Below are 16,027 nucleotides of genomic sequence, written 5' to 3'. Positions count from 1 at the left end.
AACATTTGAATTACATGAGAAAGCACGTATGGTTACTTGTTTTATTTACAATATCATTTGTAAATGCACAAGAAGAAACAACAAACAAAGCTAAAGATACTATTATAAAAACCGAGGTAGTAAAAGTTGTTACCTCGTATGTTCCTAAAATTACTGATGCGTTTAAAATAAAACAAAAACCTACAATAACGCATTCTAAGGATACTGAAAAGAAAAAACTTGATTATCAAATTATTTCTGTTCCTGTAGCTTCTACTTTTATTCCTAAAAGTGGTGCTATGAAAAAAATAGATTTAGGTAAACGCGAACGTTTATATGACAATTATGTTTCTGCTGGTTTTGGTATGCAAATAGCTCCTTTTCTGGAAGGTTTTTATAGACGTAATCTAAGTCATGATAGTGAATTGGGGGTTTATGCAAACTTTATTCTATCTCTTGATCCTGTTCAAAATACACAGTTAAGTAGTACTTTTTATAATATGGATGTAGATATATCCTACAAACAGGTAGAGCGTTTATATACATGGGAAGCAGGTTTAAATTTAGAACGTAATAAGTATAGCTGGTATGGCTTGCCTACTAATATTGATTTTCGTGAATCTGTTATTTCAAGTATTGATCCTTCTCAAACTTTTGGCTTTTATAACATCTATGGAAATGTTGCTTTTGATGATTCTTTAATTAATACTATAGATGGTTCTGCTTATTTTTTCTCAGACGCATTTAGTAGTTCAGAAGTTAATATTGATGCAAACGCTAATTTTATTTTTCCTTTAGATAGAATTCATAGAGATATGAACGATTTATCTCTAACTTTATCTACCTATTATTTAGCAGGAAAATTTGCTTTTTCTTACGAAGCTCCTACTGAAATAAAATATAGCTTTTTTAACTTAGGTTTACATCCTACTTATAAATTTGCGGTTCGTGATTTGGCAGTTAAATTAGGTGCTAAAGCATATTTAGGACTCGATTTAGAAAATAGTTTAACCAACTTATTAGTGTATCCTGATGTTGAAATTTCATATCCTATTGTAAAGGATTTTGTTGATATTTACATAGGGGCTTCTGGTGACTTGGAAAATAATTCTTTTAGAAAGTTTACAGAAGAAAACCCTTTTGTTTCTCCTTCTTTAAATATTACCCAAACCAATACAAAGTATAGTGCATTTGGTGGTTTAAGAGGTAAATTAGGGCAACAATTTAGTTATAATGTAAAAGGTAGTTATGCTGATATTGAAGATTATGCTCTTCATACGTTAAATTATTCTAAATCTGATGGAAATAGAGGTACTGGTAACAATGGTTTCTTCTTATATGGCTATGAATATGGGAATTCTTTTAGAGTATTGTATGATGATACTAAATTGATTTCTGTTTTTGGTGAAGTTGCTTTTGAAGGTATTAAAGATTTAATAGTTGGTGGTAATGTTACCTTTAATAAGTTTACTTTAGAGAATGAATTACAACCATGGAATATTCCACAAATTAAAGGGGAATTATTTGGTAGTTATAAAGTTGATAAATGGTATGCTGGCGCTAATATTTTCTTTGTTGGTGAACGAAAAGGTGTGCAATACGCTGGTACTGATGTAGCTCCTTTTGATGTGATTAACTTAGATAGTTATATTGATATTAACTTAAATGGTGGTTATCATTTCCATGATGATTTTTCTGTTTTTCTTAACTTAAAAAATATTATGAATACCAACTACCAACGTTATACTAATTATAACGTTCAAGGTTTTCAAGCTATGGCTGGTTTAACATGGAAATTTGATTCTATGTTTTAAACAATAAAATATTTTTAATACACGAAAAAGGATACTTCATTTTTGTAAGTATCCTTTTTTATTTTTAGCTATTAATAGTTAGTTGTTTAATTCAGAATGATATAATTCACACCTTCTTCAGACTTTGGCCTGCTACCTGTCCGAAGACTTAGTTATTGTGAGCTGACTTTTCTTAATTTTAATTGATACACCACTCCATAAATTAGTCCGAGTAACTCACCAACATAACTCAACCCATTGTTGTTCGTTCATTTTCTTTTTTTAAATAATATTTTTTCCAATTTCTGTCACTTCAGCTTCATCATTATTTAATTTAAGGCAATTTATTTTCACTAATTTTTCTATGGTTTTGTCCACTTCTTCAGTTGAAATAACTCCATTAAATCTTTCATAGATTTGGTCAAGTTTAGTTTTGCCTTTTCCTGAATAATTGACAAATCTAAGAATTGAATCATCTCTATGAGTTATCCCTTTCTTGAAATAAATCTTGTATTCAAAATTTTCTGAAAAGGCTCTTTTTGCCGTATCGAAACAGGATATTAATCCTCTCAAATTTTCATGATTAGAATTAAATCTATTCATCAATTCAAATTCTTTTTCTTTATACTTCACCTTTTGAGTTGTTACGAATCTTAACATTCGTTTTTCAATATTAGGCTCTTCATATTCCAAAAATTGCTTGTCGATTTCAATCTCCAAGTCTTGAATTAATTTTTCTATTTCGGATTGTGAAATTGTTATAATTTTGATTCCCAACTCATTATTAACTACTTCGACTTTCTCTTTTATAAATGGAGCTATTTTGAAACTTTCAAAGTTTGAACAATATCCTAAACTTTGAAATTCACCTTTTTTATATAAGTACATATTTACTCCGTCATCGTATGGTTCTTCATCTATTATACTTTGATTTCTCTCTCTCTCTAAATGACAATTATAGCAAATCTCTTTTGGCAAATATGGACTGTCAGTTGGAATGATTAATTTATTGCAATCTACACAATTAATGGCTCTATGTCTCTCTGTCCACCTTGGGCAGTCATCATCTGGATTATTTGGTGAGGGAAAGAAAAACTCTAAACCATATTTTTCTTTTAATTTTTCACCAATTTCTTGTGCCACTTTTGCCTCTGGATATGGTGGAGCAATTCCTTGAAATAATCTAATATCTCCTCCTAAAGAAATTGTTCCTAAATAGTGTGACGATTCTGTTTTTTTGAAAATTCCTGTTCTTACAATTACAAACATACATAGAAACCAACCTTGAGTATCTCCGTCCCATTGAGCTTCTATTACAATTGGTTTTCCTCCAATTGAATCAATTTTCTTTACTGCTTCTTCATATGTAAAAATGGTGTTTTTCATTTTTTTAATAACGTATAACGGTTAATATAACAAGCTTAACCTGACGTAAGCTGCTATGATTTGCTATACAGTGTTAGCCCCTTTTTATATATTTTTTGTTCGGTTTATTTTCAAATCTAAATATTTCAATTACTTCGTAATCTACTGAAAATGTCGCTCTTTCTCTGAAATCAGCTTTATGTTTTAATCTTTTCTCGCAAGGCTCGTGCATTATTTCATTTTTCTAAAAGTCAAACTCATTCGTCCATTTTCAGTGTCTGATTTTGGAATTGCGTGTTGCCATTCATCTTGAACTTTGTTGGTCATATAAATAAACGAACCAGACGGGAGTTCAAAATCCTTTATTATTTCTCGATTTTTGATATTTCGGAACCTTAAAATTCGAGTTTCTCCAATTGATACTATTCCGACTCCTGTATTTTCTTGCAATATATCGGTCTGATCAGAATGAAATCCCATTTTAGATTTTCCGTCCAAATAATAATTAATTAAGCAATTATTCGGTTTGAATTTAAGTGTATTATTAATTGATTCAATTATAACGTTCAGCTCTGGTGTGAATTCTTGAAAAGGATAGCTTATTTGAGAATAGTTATATGCTTTTCCATAACTCGCAGTTTTTCGAGCAGACATTCTTTCATCCCACTCAACATTGTTTTTTAATTTATCAAACAATTCCGTTGAATTATCTATGAAATTCTCTATAAATGTTATTCCCTTCATTTGTATACTTGTGGCTTACGGTCTTATACAACCATCAGTTACGGGTTAATATGTGTTAATTTTCGGTTTAGCACTAATGTTAGCAATTCCGAGTGGATTCGGACGTAGTCGAATCTGCCGTTATTGCGGTTATAAATTGTTGGCAACTATTTTTTTATTCAAAAATAGTATAATCGCTAATATAACGAATTGTAAAATTGGAAGGAATGCAAGGTATCCACGTAACATTAAACTTCCTTTATTTGCTTTTGCATAATTATCAAATTCCGTTGAATATTTTTCCAGCAAAAAGTCAGTTCCGAAATACGTGAATAAAAACTGTAATACTAAAATTCCAAAGAACATCTTTATTAATGATTTCAAAATTTTTTGAGTATCCATTCCAATCGGTTCATTGTATTTTTTTATTCCCAAAATCACAATTATTGTAAAAAGAATTAAACTCATTACTTCAGGTAACCAAATAATAGTTTTAGCTACTGTTCCAGTAATTATTAAGATGTTCTTAAATAAGTATTCAATTAGATCGCAAAATTCACTGATAGCAATGTAAGCGAAAGCTCCAATTCCTAATTTGCTTATAAAGTCTGTTTGAGTTTTTTTCAATTTACTTAATTCATCCATAATTTAATTCCAATTACACACAACCTTTAGTATAACAAGCGTAGCCTACCGGTAGGTGGCTATGATTTGTTTACCAATTTTCTTTATTTCCTCTTACTCTGTCCACAAAAGTCTTTGAATCAATTTCATCTGCTCCGAACCTTTCTCTGAAACGTTCTGCTATTCGATTTACCCATCCCAAATAGCCTTCCATGCCTTCTGCATTAACCACATCTTCTGCAAATTCAATCGCTTGATAGTGTTTCTTTTTTGAAATTTCTTCATGTTCATCAGGAGGGATGCAAAAACCCCATTTCACACAAAGGTCAGCAAGGAAATATATTAATTCTCGTTCCATTGGTGGAACATTTTTTCCTACTTTAAATCCCATTCAGTTTTTAATTGCACATATAACATTATAGGATTAAATCATATAAGCCAAAGGCGCATTTTGATTTAATCCGTAGTTGAACTATGCGGTATCTGTTTTACCTATGGTTTATTATGGGGATTAAATCCTTTTTTCTGTTGACCAAATTTAAATTATTTTACTAAATAAAGACCAATTTTTCTATGTTATTCTGATTTAGATAATCATTATAAATACAGCTATTAAAGTATTAAAAAAGAAAACATTCCTTTGAGTTATGAACCTTTTATACCCAAAAAAACGCTACGTTAAACCCATAGGTAACACTAAAATTACGCTAAACCTTTAAGGGGTTAGCCAACACTATCTTCATACTTTGGTCTACGACCAGTCCGAAGACTTAGTTATTACCAGCTTTTTTTTATTCTTTGAATTCAAGTATATCTTGTTTCATTTCGTTATTCCAAAAATCCACTTTGTCTTTATAGATTCTTGTTATCGGGTATCCATTAGTTTCCTTTTTCGATTTCCATGTTAGATGGACAACAGCAATTCTTTCATCTTCTAGTTCTAGTACGATATCATCATTATTTATCTTTCTAGCAATTAGTTCAGTATTTTGATAACGTAACATATGATCATCAGGTAATTCAAGTTTGAGTTCGTTCATTAAAGCTTGAATATTTTTCTCTTCCATTTCAATTACATCCCAGTACGGATCTAGGAACTTCAATTCAAAAGTCGTGTTATTTAGTATGTCTTCTAAATTTCCATTTTTCAATAAGTCAACGATTGTTTTTTCGATACAATTTCTGGATAATTCTTTTACTAATAAGTCTGGAGGTACTAGATAAAGTCCATTTAGGTTTTCTCCATTTTCTTTATCTGTACTAATCGCAGTTTCAAGAAATTTATACGTCCAAACATTTATTCCATAACTTCTACCATCTAAAGTATCAACTATGATGTTTGCAAAATCATTTTCAATATCATCCCAAGGAGTTGATATTTCAAATTCAAGCCATAATTTGAATGGTTTATTCTCATTTCCAATGACTTTTTCACTTAAAGAATATGGATTTATGTTTCTAATATCCATTTTTATCTAATTGCTGGTAACGAGGGAATAAACACAATGTGTTTACTCCCATTACATATACAAATCTACTAGTTTTTTAACTAATTAAAAACCATAAAATAGTTCAACATCAATTTAACCCCACAAACAACTAACTACAAGCACTTTAATACTAAGTCAATAAGCACAGTTATGATAAACATACATTTTATAAAATAAAAATTAGAATAAACGAATATTATTCGAATAATATTCGTTTAGCAGATACTTCAACAAAATAACCTTATGAGAATGTATCAATGAGCTATGGGAAAGTTTCAGCGGACTACGGAAACACAGCTACGGACTGTGGGAAAACTTCAGCGAACTACGGAAACACAGCAGCGAACCGTGGGAAAGCATCAGCGGACTGACTGCAAGTGTCAGCGAACCGACTGCAAGTATCAGCGAACTGACTGCAAGTATCAGCGAACCAACTGCAAGTATCAGCGAACCACCTGCAAGTGTCAGCGAACCGACTGCAAGTGTCAGCGAACTGACTGCAAGCTTCAGCGAACCGACTGCAAGTATCAGCGAACCAACTGCAAGTGTCAGCGAACCAACTGCAAGCATCAGCGAACTGACTGCAAGTATCAGCGAACCGACTGCAAGCATCAGCGAACCGACTGCAAGCTCCAACTAACTACAGATAAGCCTTATAATTGAATTTTTCTTGTGAGTAAATTTTTAACTATGATTTTCTTCCTCTTGTTGCTCTTGTTTTTTTCTCTTTAATCTTTACAAAGATTAATTTATGCCTGTTTTTTTGATTTTCTCGTTGTTCTACTTCAAACCTATTTATTGATTTTATCAACGGAGTTAGTTTATCAAATCCGTAGTTTCTGGAATCAAAATTTGGTCTCTTTTTCTGTAACAAACTCCCTACATCTCCCAAAAATGCCCAACCATCATCATCCGATAAATCTCTTATTGTTGAAGCTATTAAATTTATATCTCTCTTGGTTATCTTATCGTATGCCGTTTTATCTGATTCTTTACTTTCTACTTTTTCTTCAGATTGTTGTTTTAAAATCTCTATATAAATAAACTTATCACAAGCTACAATAAACGGATTCGGAGTTTTCTTTTCTCCAATACCTATTACTTGCATCCCTGCTTCTCTTAATCTAGTAGCCAAACGTGTAAAATCGCTATCACTTGACACTAAACAAAAGCCGTTTACTTTTTTACTATAAAGAATATCCATAGCATCTATAATCATAGCAGAATCCGTAGCATTTTTTCCTGTTGTATATCCATATTGCTGAATAGGTGTTATGGCATTTTCTAACAACAGATTTTTCCACTTAGTAAGCCCTGGTCTTGTCCAGTCACCATATATTCTTTTAATTGTTGGGTTTCCGTATTTAGCAATTTCTTCCATCATTTCTTCTACATAAGCAGATGGGATATTATCGCCATCTATTAAAACGGCTAGATTTGAGTTGGTAGTCATTTTTTTATAGTTCAAAAAAACATTAAAAAAGCTGTTTGTCTTTCTATGTTTTGTTTTGTAGTAAATGTAGGTAATTCTTCTTAATTGACTTTTAGAATGAAGTGTATTACTTATATTATACTCTTCTTTTTAAGTTTTGAATTGTTTTAAACTAAAAAAATTATCATAAATAATAAAAAAAATCTCATACTAAATTCACAAGTGATTCTCCATTTACTTATTAAATTAATAATTAAGCTCTCGAAAATCCAACAAATAATACATAAAACCCAATAAAACTTATACTATATAGTTTTAATTCTTAAAAACAATACACTACATAGGTAAAATAATATCAATTAAGATAAAATAATACCACCCTACCATCGTTATATTAGCCATAATTAAACAAAACAAAAATTTTTATGTAAAAATTAAACAAATACATAAAAAACAAACATCATGAAAAAACTTAAAACCCTTCTAAAACAATCAATCATGAGAAAGTTAAACTATTGTACCTTATTTATTGGTATACTATTTTTTATAGCTTGTGAAAAGAATGAACTTACAAACGACGTAAACATTACAACTCCCAACATTAATGATCCTGAATTGGCTTTTCCAAACAAATCTGGAACGCTAAAAAAAGGCTTTTATTTAGGAATGCCTATTACTTATGAAGTTATTGATAATCAATACATTATTAATGGAGATATTATGCTTCCTAAAAATCAAGTATACGATTCTATGGAAGGTATAATTTTAGAGCCTGGACAAAAGCCTTCTGCTCATAAAATTTTTAGTGCTGGTAGATCAGATTCTAGATGGCCAAATAATACTGTTTATTATTCAATTGATCCTAATTTACCCAACAAATACAGAGCTACTGATGCTATTAGACATTGGGAAAGTAAAACCAACCTAAAGTTTATACAAAGAACCAATCAGCCTAACTATGTTTATTTTTATAGTGGTCCTGGTTGTAGTTCTCATGTAGGTATGCAAGGTGGTATTCAATATATCTCTTTAGCTGGTGGTTGTACCACAGGTGCAGCAATTCATGAAATTGGACATGCTGTTGGACTTTTCCATGAACATGCAAGAGCAGATAGAGATCAATATGTTACTATACATTGGCAAAATATTCAGTCTGGTACAGCTTATAACTTTGAAACTTATTTGCAAAGAGGCTATCGTGGCTCTGATAATACTGCTTTTGACTTTAATTCTATTATGATGTATGGAGCTTTTTCCTTTACAATAAATAGTAATCCAACCATAACTAAATTAAATGGTAATACCTACCAACATCAGAGAAATGGATTGTCTAGATTAGACATTCAAGGTATTAACAAAATGTACCCTGCTTCTGGAACTGGTGGCGGAGGCGGAAACCCTACCTACGTAAATGGTCAATGGTATACTGTTCATGGGTTACGTGTTTACAGATATAGTAATGTATGGTGGTATCAATACCATGGTACTTGGAGACAAGTAGAATATGTAAACAATCAATGGCAATACGTAAAATAAATTAATAAGATATTTTGTTTTGTTTTCTATTATTAGCTGCCTAAAAGGCAGCTTTTTATTTTAATAGTTCTTATGTAAAAATGAACGTTTAAATTATTCTTAATTAATTTACAAAATATGCTTTGTAAAAATTACTGAAACTAAAAAACAAGCTTAAAAAGCTTGTTTTTCGATTTTAACTTTAACTATTATAAAATTTGTAATTTACATTAAATTACCTTCTAACATTTTCTCTTTGAGTGTTTTTATTAACTGTTTTGGTTTTTCAGCTTCTTGTTTTGTTGTTTCTATAAACTGAATATAATTAAGGCTTGTTGTTTTTAAATAAGAAGTCTATACAACTTAATATGCCAATTACCATCCAACAAATAAAAACCTTTGATGTTAGTTATACGGTTTCTTATCAAGATTTTTCAGGTGTAGTTTTAAGTAAATCTGTTTGTGATCGTCTTTTAGTGGAAGAGGTTTAGTTGGCAACTTTTTTAAATCCTTAAAACTTCTCCGCAATTTTATTTAATTAATGTATTTGTCCAAATAGTTTTAAACTGCTCACATACTATAAGCATATCTTCTGTTGGTTTTTCATTTTTTATTTTCATTTCACGTGAATAATAATCCCAGTGAACTTTTTTCCAATATTCCAATGACTTGTCTCCTTCTCCTTCTATTTCGGCATACTCTTGAGTTATTTTATTGTAAGGCACCTGTTCTATAACTGTAGTTTGAATTATAGCTTTTCCTTTACCGTTCCAATCAGTAATTATATAAATGTCTCCTTTTTTTGGTAAAGGTTCATTATTTGTTTCATACCACCATAATGAAGTTGATGTAGCTTGTTTGATTCCATCAACCACCAACTGAGCACATTCATTAGCATCTTTTTCATTATCGCAAAAAAACCAAGAATCTGGCATAGTTACATTTTTAAAGCTTGGATTATTAGCTAAAAAATCTTCCCATAACTCAATGACAGACCTATCTATTTTAACTTCCATTGTATTCTGTTTAGTTTCTTTATTTTTACATGAACAAAATAACAACAACCCAAATACAAGAAATAACTTTTTCATTATCTATTTAATTTTGGTTGTAAATCTACTTAATTTCTTTTACAAACATGCTTTTTTGCTATATACCTAACCATAAATATTTCTTATAAAAATTAGGTTTTACTTGTTTTAACACTTTCTTTTTAACTATTTTAGTGCAAACTTTATTGAGAATTCTTGTTATGACTAATTTTTTAATAGGCATTGGAAAAAGAATAAAAGAAATCAGAAAGTCTAAGGGCATAACCATTAGTGTATTAGCTGAAAATGCTGGCGTAAGTAATGGACTTATTTCAAGAATAGAAAACGGTAGAACCATCCCCTCTTTACCTGTTTTTTTAGAAATAATTGCGGCTTTAGAAATTGATGCCAGTACTTTTTTTCAAGGTGTTGAAAAAAGAGCTGGTGCTAAATTTATTCATGTAAAAAAAGAAGAGCAACAACTAATTGAAAAAGAGGTTGAAGCTAAAGGGTTTACTTATCATCAAATTTTTGGAAAAAGCTTACATGCTATGGGTTTTGAGGCCGTTATGCTTACGGTTGCTCCAAACTCTGAACGTGAGAAAGTTATTACTGATGCCTGGGAGTTTAAATACATCCTTAAAGGCAGTTGTACTTACATTATAGATGATAGTGAGGTTACAGTTAACGAAGGTGATTCTATTTACTTTGATGGAAGACTACCTCATGTTCCTGAAAATAGAACTCAGGAAAATTGTACTATGCTTGTTCTTTATTTTTATTCTGAAGTTAACTAAAAAAGAATCTCCTATTTTACTAGGAGATTCAAATAAAACAATTAATTAAGAACTTAGCCTTTTATTTTTTAATCAGGCTAAGTATTCTTATTTTTCAAATCCGGGCCAAGTAACGTTATTTATTGGTTTTGGATAACCTACCTCTACCCTATCTAACACTTTACTATATTTTAAATAAGTTCCATCATTTAAAAAGAAATAACAATGAACTGAATTCCAATTAACAGCTGCTGTTATTTTTGTTCCATAGCCTGCCATACCTGGCCAAGTACTATTGTTTACTGGTTTTGGATAGCCTGAATCTACCCTATCATTAGTAATGTTATAGCGTACGTAAGTTCCATCATTTAAAAAGATGTATGCTTTTTTACTATTCCATTGGAAAGCTGCAATTATTTTATTTTTATAAAGAGCTAACCCTGGCCAATTACTATTGGTAATTTCTCTAGCTCCTGAATTAGCACGATCTGTATTCATATTGTAATTAATATAAGTTCCGTCATTTAAGAAAAAGAAACAAGTACTATTGTTCCAATTAAACGAAGCTGTAATTTTATTTCTAAATACCTCTAAACCTGGCCAATTTCCATTAGTTACCATTATTGGGTAACCTGCATCTACTTTATCTAATGCTTTATTATAACGCATGTACTCTCCATTTCCTCTGAAAAAATATGCTTTATTATTTATTGAGTCATTCCAATCTAAACCAGCGATCACATTTATATTTTTTATGGTAACTGAAGCAGTTTGCCCATTTAAAACTAATGTATATGTTAAATCTCCATCTGGCTGATTATTATCTACAAATGAACCTTGTGAAGCATTTACACTGGCTAAATATTGTTTGTTTCTATAAACTTCTATTGTTCCGCTAGCTCCAGCACTCCAATAAATGGTGTTTTTATTTTTCATCATTACTTTTCTTGGTCCTACATTGCCAATTAAAGAAGTTGAACATAATTCCCATTCTCTTTTTATAGGAATCTCTAAATGTGTTAAAATTGTAGGCACTAATGAAGTATGTGATACATATCCATATAATCCACCATAATCTTTATTAGGCACTGAAGCATCTACCGATGTAAACTCCTCATTTCCTGCTCTATTTAATCCAATAAAAATTGTTTTTTCTGTACCTGATTGCCCTCCATGATTGTATCCATTACTTTGTCTACCATGATCTGTACTTAAAATAATAAGCCAATCTTCATTTTTTTCATTCGCTCTTTTTTCTATAGCATTTACAATGGATCCAACTCTTGTATCTGCTCTTCTTACAGCATCGTTGTATAAACCTCCAAAACCACTTGCATGTCCAACTGCATCAGGTTCATCAATATCTATAAATAAAAAATCTGGGTTATGATTATTAATTTCAAATAAAGCATTGTTTACTGCTTTATCATCACCATATTCTGCATGCTTAAAATCTACATACTTCATTTGATCTCTTAAAAAGTCATGTATTGTTTTCCAAGTAATCACACTTGTTGTTTCTAAATTGGGGTTATGCTCTTTAAGTATTTGGAACACACTTTTTACATTTAGTTTATATGAGCTACTGTTATCTAAAACTCTATGTTTATTTGCCCATACTCCTGTTAACATGGTAGTCCATCCTGGTCCACTATTGGTTTTTTGCTCTGATGAAGTACCTTTAATACCTCCGGTATAAGCTTTTACCATATTAAACTTATCTATGTTTGGTGTAGAGACTCCGTGAATTTTTTCCCATTGCAAACCGTCTATACCTAATAGCAATACTTTTTTCTTTTTTACTATTCTTGCTTTGGATGTTTTGTGTTGTGTTGTTTCTTTTGTTTCAAAATCGCCAGTAGTTTGACAAGCTGTGAAGACTAGCAAGCATGCGATTATAACTTGATTGATGAATGTTTGTTTTTTCATTTGGTTGGGTTTAATATTTGTTAATTTTTATATTAAAAGTATCTTCTTTAGAAAGTAAAAAAACTACCTCTAGAGATAGTTTTCTTTTTGTTATTTTTTAACATTAGTAAAACTATAATTCAAAAATACACTTATAGTAAACTAATTTTATTTAAGTAGTTAAGTTTAAGGCAAACTTAACCTAGCTAACATTAGCAAAATACTTACCCAACACAAGGTTTACATTTTATTAATAGTTAACTTTTTAGCTTATTAAATCCACTAAAGATTCTAAAATATAATCAGGTTCGACGGTTTCTAATTGCTCTTTAGTTTGAGCTCCTGATAATACCCCAATGGTAAGTCCGCAATTGGCATTTTTTCCTTCTTCAATATCTATAGCAGAATCTCCAGCTTTTAACACAACAGAAGCATCTTGTATAGCAAACATATCCATAGCTTTTTCAATCATTTCTGGATGAGGACGTCCATTAACTACATCACTTGCTGTTATTAAAGCATCAAAGTGTTCTCCTTCTTTCCAATTCATTTTTTGCAATAGTAAGGTAGCTATTTCTCTATTATAGCCAGTATTTAATACTATTTTAATATCTTGATTACGCAACTTTACTAATACTTGATCTACACCTTTTACTGGTTTTACATTTAAGGTTTGGTATGCTTCATCTAACATTGTTTTAAAGTTTTCAAATACTATTTGTGATTCGTTAACTTTATCAGATGCTAAATGAGCTAAAATATCCTTAATAGCTTGGTGTTTTTCTTTACCTGCTCCTAATTCTAAAACCTTTGGTAAGTCAACTTCTACTCCATAATTTACAATTGCTTTATGTAATGTTTTATAGACTACATTTTGTTCATCAACTGTGGTTCCTGCCATATCAAATACGGCCAATTTTATGTTTTCTAACATTCCCTTATTTGTTATAAATTCTATTAATGTTTTCTTTTGAAAATCCTGCACTCCCTGTCATTCCTTTACCTCCTATTCCTGTAATAATATGTATATTACTTCCAATAGTATGCTCAAATATATCTTGTGATTTACACTGACTATAAAAACCTGCCCAACGATGTTGAATATCATAGTTAGGTAAATTGATTATTTTTTTAGCTTCTGCAATCATAAATGCATCTATTTCTTCCTTTAAATCAAAACCTAAATCATCTATATTTTTTGCGGTTGCATACTCATGAGAATCTCCAATAATTACCGATCCGTCTATTGCTTGTTTAAACAAAATATGAATTCCGTATTCTTTCTCAAAACTGTTTGGGTCTTCTTTTAATTTTATTGCTTCCCATGAAGGACATTCTTCAAAAGCTTCATAACGACGAATAGTTAGTCCTGTTAAAATTGAACCATCTAGTTTATAGTTTTCCTGTGGTTTAGTTTGTAGCATTTGTAATTTTGATACAATTAAATCACTCTCGTTATAGATGGTTGGAAATAGTGCTTTAAAATCACTCCCGTTACATACAATGGTTTTAGCTGCTTTATACTGTGCTCCATCTGCTGTATATACAGTAGTTTCTCCTTGGGTTTCTTGTATATTAACCACTGTAGTATTGTAGAAAAAAGTAACTGCCAATTTTTGTTCCATAAAACTATGCAAACGATGGATCATTGTTCTAGGTTCTACAGTTACCTCATCTGGAAAAAACAATCCTGCCTTACAATACTCTTTTTTTAATCCTGCATATTTTTGTAGGCATTCTGTTTTTGTCAATAATTGCGAGTTATAATTATTCTGTTTGTTTATTTGATGTAACTCTTCTATTAGCTGAATTTCTTCTTCGTTTGAGGCTATATAAACGGTTCCGTTTTGACGAATAGAAATATCAAATTGCTCTTGTATTTCTTTGTAAATTTTTAAGCTTTCTCTTCCATAATTTTGCCACTTTTGGTTCATTCCTGAAGGCACTACTTGTCCGAAATTTCTTACGGTAGCTCCTTGAGGTTTATTGTTTTTTTCTAAAACAGCAACTTTTAATCCTTTTTGTGAAGCATGATAGGCATGAAAAGTACCTAACACACCACCTCCTACAACTATTAAGTCATATCTATTGTCCATATACTAATTTGTTTACTTTAATTGTTTTTTTACGTTCTTTTTTAAAGAAATACATGCAATAAATTGTTATTGCAAAACCAAGAAATCCTAAAATATATAATGCGCTTGTAAAAAATGACAACCAAGAAATACTTGCTTTTCCAAAGTTTTTATAAAGCAGAATTACAATACTTCCTAAATACCCAAATGCATCTGCTATGTATATTAAAAAGCCTACATTTCCTTTTATTTTAAAGGTAGCTATCATTCTATCAAAGAAAATTCCATTAAACGGTACATAAGAACTATATAAGCCTAAACCAGATATAATCATCCAACTAATTGCTGAAATCATTTCTGTTTGAAATAAATATGTAGAAATAATGATAGAGGTGGTTCCTAGTATTAATACATAGTGATAATACATAAATGCTTTATAGTTTTTGGTTACGCTACCTATATACCCTAAAATAAATAATACGATTAATGCGATTGGAATTTCGGTTACACTAAAAATTGAAGCATCTTGATACCCTAATGCATCCCATATTTCACGAGCAAAATTATCTCTGAAATCTCTAATAGATGTTAATGTCATAAAAAACACAACTATTAATGCTAATGGAACAGCATATTGTTTAAAAACTTCTTTACGTTCTGATTTAGTTAAAGGGTTCCTTATGGCTCTTAGTTGATTATCTTCTTCTGTTGGCTTAGGAAGTTTCTCTAAAATGACAGCAAACAACACCAAAGGAGCTACAAACAATAGTCCTGTTACAAAGGGCATCCAAGTTTCAGAAATATGCCAACTATCCATAGTCCATTTACCAATTGTTTTTACAACACCTGAGGAAACAATGAAACTGGAAGATAAAATAACACCTAATAATTCAGTTACTTTACGTCCTTCTATATAAGAGAATACAATTCCCCAAATCATTCCTAACGGTAAACCGTTTAAGAATAAGCATATAATATTGTATGGAGCAGGTATTATTGCAAAACCTAAAAGCGCTAATTCTGCAAATAAAATAAAGCCAATTAAATAGAAAACCCTTCCTTTTGATTTCATTTCAGAAATAATTTTTATTCCTAAAAATTTTGAAAGTGTATACCCTAAAATTTGTGCTATAATTAATAAAATTTTATAGTCAATTCCCCAAAAAGCCAAATCAGAAAAGGTAGCTACCGTAAATGGTTTTCTGAAAGCATACATGCAAAAATAAGTTCCAAAAGCAGCTAGTGAAGCTTGTAGTATAAATCGTATATTCATTTATTTAGCTTTGTATTAATGATTATTGTTAACATACAGGTTT

The 16,027-nt window shown here is 30.5% G+C and carries 16 protein-coding genes; 4 read left to right on the top strand and 12 right to left on the bottom strand.

Annotated elements, in window-relative coordinates:
• Window positions 1-14 precede the first annotated feature (14 nt).
• On the top strand, window positions 15-1,793 hold the full coding sequence (locus ABNT65_RS02795; protein WP_348736518.1) for a hypothetical protein: 1,779 nt from the start codon (window positions 15-17) through the stop codon (window positions 1,791-1,793).
• Window positions 1,794-2,054: 261 nt separating this feature from the next.
• Here the strand turns inward: ABNT65_RS02795 and ABNT65_RS02790 are convergent, their stop codons facing one another.
• From ABNT65_RS02790 to ABNT65_RS02760, 7 genes are all read right to left on the bottom strand, one after another.
• The gene (locus ABNT65_RS02790) at window positions 2,055-3,158 is read right to left on the bottom strand and encodes a hypothetical protein (RefSeq protein WP_348747111.1); all 1,104 of its coding nucleotides are present in this window, start codon (window positions 3,156-3,158) and stop codon (window positions 2,055-2,057) included.
• A 210-nt stretch (window positions 3,159-3,368) separates the two neighbouring features.
• The gene (locus tag ABNT65_RS02785; RefSeq protein WP_348736514.1) at window positions 3,369-3,881 is read right to left on the bottom strand and encodes an alpha-ketoglutarate-dependent dioxygenase AlkB; all 513 of its coding nucleotides are present in this window, start codon (window positions 3,879-3,881) and stop codon (window positions 3,369-3,371) included.
• A gap of 129 nt (window positions 3,882-4,010) precedes the next feature.
• Window positions 4,011-4,505 (bottom strand): hypothetical protein, encoded by a 495-nt coding sequence (locus ABNT65_RS02780; protein ID WP_348747110.1) that lies wholly within the window; start codon window positions 4,503-4,505, stop codon window positions 4,011-4,013.
• A 70-nt stretch (window positions 4,506-4,575) separates the two neighbouring features.
• Complete coding sequence (locus tag ABNT65_RS02775; protein ID WP_348747109.1) at window positions 4,576-4,875, bottom strand: hypothetical protein; 300 nt, start codon at window positions 4,873-4,875, stop codon at window positions 4,576-4,578.
• A 400-nt stretch (window positions 4,876-5,275) separates the two neighbouring features.
• Window positions 5,276-5,953: a hypothetical protein gene (locus ABNT65_RS02770; RefSeq protein ID WP_348736508.1), complete on the bottom strand. Its 678-nt coding sequence runs from the start codon at window positions 5,951-5,953 to the stop codon at window positions 5,276-5,278.
• Between the two features lie 318 nt (window positions 5,954-6,271).
• Window positions 6,272-6,610: a hypothetical protein gene (locus ABNT65_RS02765; protein ID WP_348747108.1), complete on the bottom strand. Its 339-nt coding sequence runs from the start codon at window positions 6,608-6,610 to the stop codon at window positions 6,272-6,274.
• 52 nt (window positions 6,611-6,662) lie between these two features.
• On the bottom strand, window positions 6,663-7,427 hold the full coding sequence (locus ABNT65_RS02760) for an NYN domain-containing protein (protein ID WP_348747107.1): 765 nt from the start codon (window positions 7,425-7,427) through the stop codon (window positions 6,663-6,665).
• Window positions 7,428-7,904: 477 nt separating this feature from the next.
• Here ABNT65_RS02760 and ABNT65_RS02755 point away from each other — a divergent pair, with 477 nt between their 5' ends.
• Window positions 7,905-8,942, top strand: a complete 1,038-nt coding sequence (locus tag ABNT65_RS02755; protein ID WP_348736504.1) for a M12 family metallopeptidase — start codon at window positions 7,905-7,907, stop codon at window positions 8,940-8,942.
• Between the two features lie 347 nt (window positions 8,943-9,289).
• Complete coding sequence (locus tag ABNT65_RS02750) at window positions 9,290-9,412, top strand: hypothetical protein (RefSeq protein ID WP_348701991.1); 123 nt, start codon at window positions 9,290-9,292, stop codon at window positions 9,410-9,412.
• Window positions 9,413-9,451: 39 nt separating this feature from the next.
• Here ABNT65_RS02750 and ABNT65_RS02745 read toward each other — a convergent pair whose 3' ends face one another.
• The gene (locus tag ABNT65_RS02745) at window positions 9,452-10,012 is read right to left on the bottom strand and encodes an ASCH domain-containing protein (protein WP_348747106.1); all 561 of its coding nucleotides are present in this window, start codon (window positions 10,010-10,012) and stop codon (window positions 9,452-9,454) included.
• Window positions 10,013-10,173: 161 nt separating this feature from the next.
• On the opposite strand from ABNT65_RS02745, the gene ABNT65_RS02740 reads away from it, so the two are divergent.
• Window positions 10,174-10,749 carry an XRE family transcriptional regulator gene (locus ABNT65_RS02740; protein ID WP_348736500.1) on the top strand — a complete coding sequence of 192 codons (576 nt, stop codon included), beginning with the start codon at window positions 10,174-10,176 and terminating at the stop codon, window positions 10,747-10,749.
• An 87-nt stretch (window positions 10,750-10,836) separates the two neighbouring features.
• Here ABNT65_RS02740 and ABNT65_RS02735 read toward each other — a convergent pair whose 3' ends face one another.
• The 4 genes from ABNT65_RS02735 to ABNT65_RS02720 all read right to left on the bottom strand — a co-directional run bounded on the left by ABNT65_RS02735 (window position 10,837) and on the right by ABNT65_RS02720 (window position 15,984).
• The gene (locus ABNT65_RS02735) at window positions 10,837-12,657 is read right to left on the bottom strand and encodes an alkaline phosphatase family protein (protein ID WP_348747105.1); all 1,821 of its coding nucleotides are present in this window, start codon (window positions 12,655-12,657) and stop codon (window positions 10,837-10,839) included.
• Between the two features lie 244 nt (window positions 12,658-12,901).
• Complete coding sequence (locus ABNT65_RS02730; protein WP_348701998.1) at window positions 12,902-13,570, bottom strand: phosphonatase-like hydrolase; 669 nt, start codon at window positions 13,568-13,570, stop codon at window positions 12,902-12,904.
• Window positions 13,571-13,574: 4 nt separating this feature from the next.
• Window positions 13,575-14,732 carry a TIGR03364 family FAD-dependent oxidoreductase gene (locus tag ABNT65_RS02725; protein ID WP_348747104.1) on the bottom strand — a complete coding sequence of 386 codons (1,158 nt, stop codon included), beginning with the start codon at window positions 14,730-14,732 and terminating at the stop codon, window positions 13,575-13,577.
• Window positions 14,722-15,984, bottom strand: a complete 1,263-nt coding sequence (locus tag ABNT65_RS02720; protein WP_348747103.1) for a DUF5690 family protein — start codon at window positions 15,982-15,984, stop codon at window positions 14,722-14,724. The genes ABNT65_RS02725 and ABNT65_RS02720 overlap by 11 nt, the downstream gene beginning before the upstream one ends.
• Window positions 15,985-16,027 lie beyond the last annotated feature (43 nt).

The sequence above is a fragment of the Tenacibaculum sp. 190524A02b genome (assembly GCF_964036645.1).
Classification (GTDB): Bacteria; Bacteroidota; Bacteroidia; order Flavobacteriales; family Flavobacteriaceae; genus Polaribacter; species Polaribacter vairaonense.
This window is presented reverse-complemented; position numbering and strand designations above follow the sequence as displayed.

What these genes read in the sequence shown, in the direction of transcription:
- ABNT65_RS02720 (WP_348747103.1), bottom strand. Translation starts at nt 15,984, where the DNA reads ATGAATATACGATTTATACTACAAGCTTCACTAGCTGCTTTTGGAACT.
- ABNT65_RS02755 (WP_348736504.1), top strand. Translation starts at nt 7,905, where the DNA reads ATGAGAAAGTTAAACTATTGTACCTTATTTATTGGTATACTATTTTTT.
- ABNT65_RS02770 (WP_348736508.1), bottom strand. Translation starts at nt 5,953, where the DNA reads ATGGATATTAGAAACATAAATCCATATTCTTTAAGTGAAAAAGTCATT.
- ABNT65_RS02745 (WP_348747106.1), bottom strand. Translation starts at nt 10,012, where the DNA reads ATGAAAAAGTTATTTCTTGTATTTGGGTTGTTGTTATTTTGTTCATGT.
- ABNT65_RS02760 (WP_348747107.1), bottom strand. Translation starts at nt 7,427, where the DNA reads ATGACTACCAACTCAAATCTAGCCGTTTTAATAGATGGCGATAATATC.
- ABNT65_RS02795 (WP_348736518.1), top strand. Translation starts at nt 15, where the DNA reads ATGAGAAAGCACGTATGGTTACTTGTTTTATTTACAATATCATTTGTA.
- ABNT65_RS02775 (WP_348747109.1), bottom strand. Translation starts at nt 4,875, where the DNA reads ATGGGATTTAAAGTAGGAAAAAATGTTCCACCAATGGAACGAGAATTA.
- ABNT65_RS02780 (WP_348747110.1), bottom strand. Translation starts at nt 4,505, where the DNA reads ATGGATGAATTAAGTAAATTGAAAAAAACTCAAACAGACTTTATAAGC.
- ABNT65_RS02735 (WP_348747105.1), bottom strand. Translation starts at nt 12,657, where the DNA reads ATGAAAAAACAAACATTCATCAATCAAGTTATAATCGCATGCTTGCTA.
- ABNT65_RS02785 (WP_348736514.1), bottom strand. Translation starts at nt 3,881, where the DNA reads ATGAAGGGAATAACATTTATAGAGAATTTCATAGATAATTCAACGGAA.
- ABNT65_RS02740 (WP_348736500.1), top strand. Translation starts at nt 10,174, where the DNA reads ATGACTAATTTTTTAATAGGCATTGGAAAAAGAATAAAAGAAATCAGA.
- ABNT65_RS02730 (WP_348701998.1), bottom strand. Translation starts at nt 13,570, where the DNA reads ATGTTAGAAAACATAAAATTGGCCGTATTTGATATGGCAGGAACCACA.
- ABNT65_RS02725 (WP_348747104.1), bottom strand. Translation starts at nt 14,732, where the DNA reads ATGGACAATAGATATGACTTAATAGTTGTAGGAGGTGGTGTGTTAGGT.
- ABNT65_RS02750 (WP_348701991.1), top strand. Translation starts at nt 9,290, where the DNA reads ATGCCAATTACCATCCAACAAATAAAAACCTTTGATGTTAGTTATACG.
- ABNT65_RS02790 (WP_348747111.1), bottom strand. Translation starts at nt 3,158, where the DNA reads ATGAAAAACACCATTTTTACATATGAAGAAGCAGTAAAGAAAATTGAT.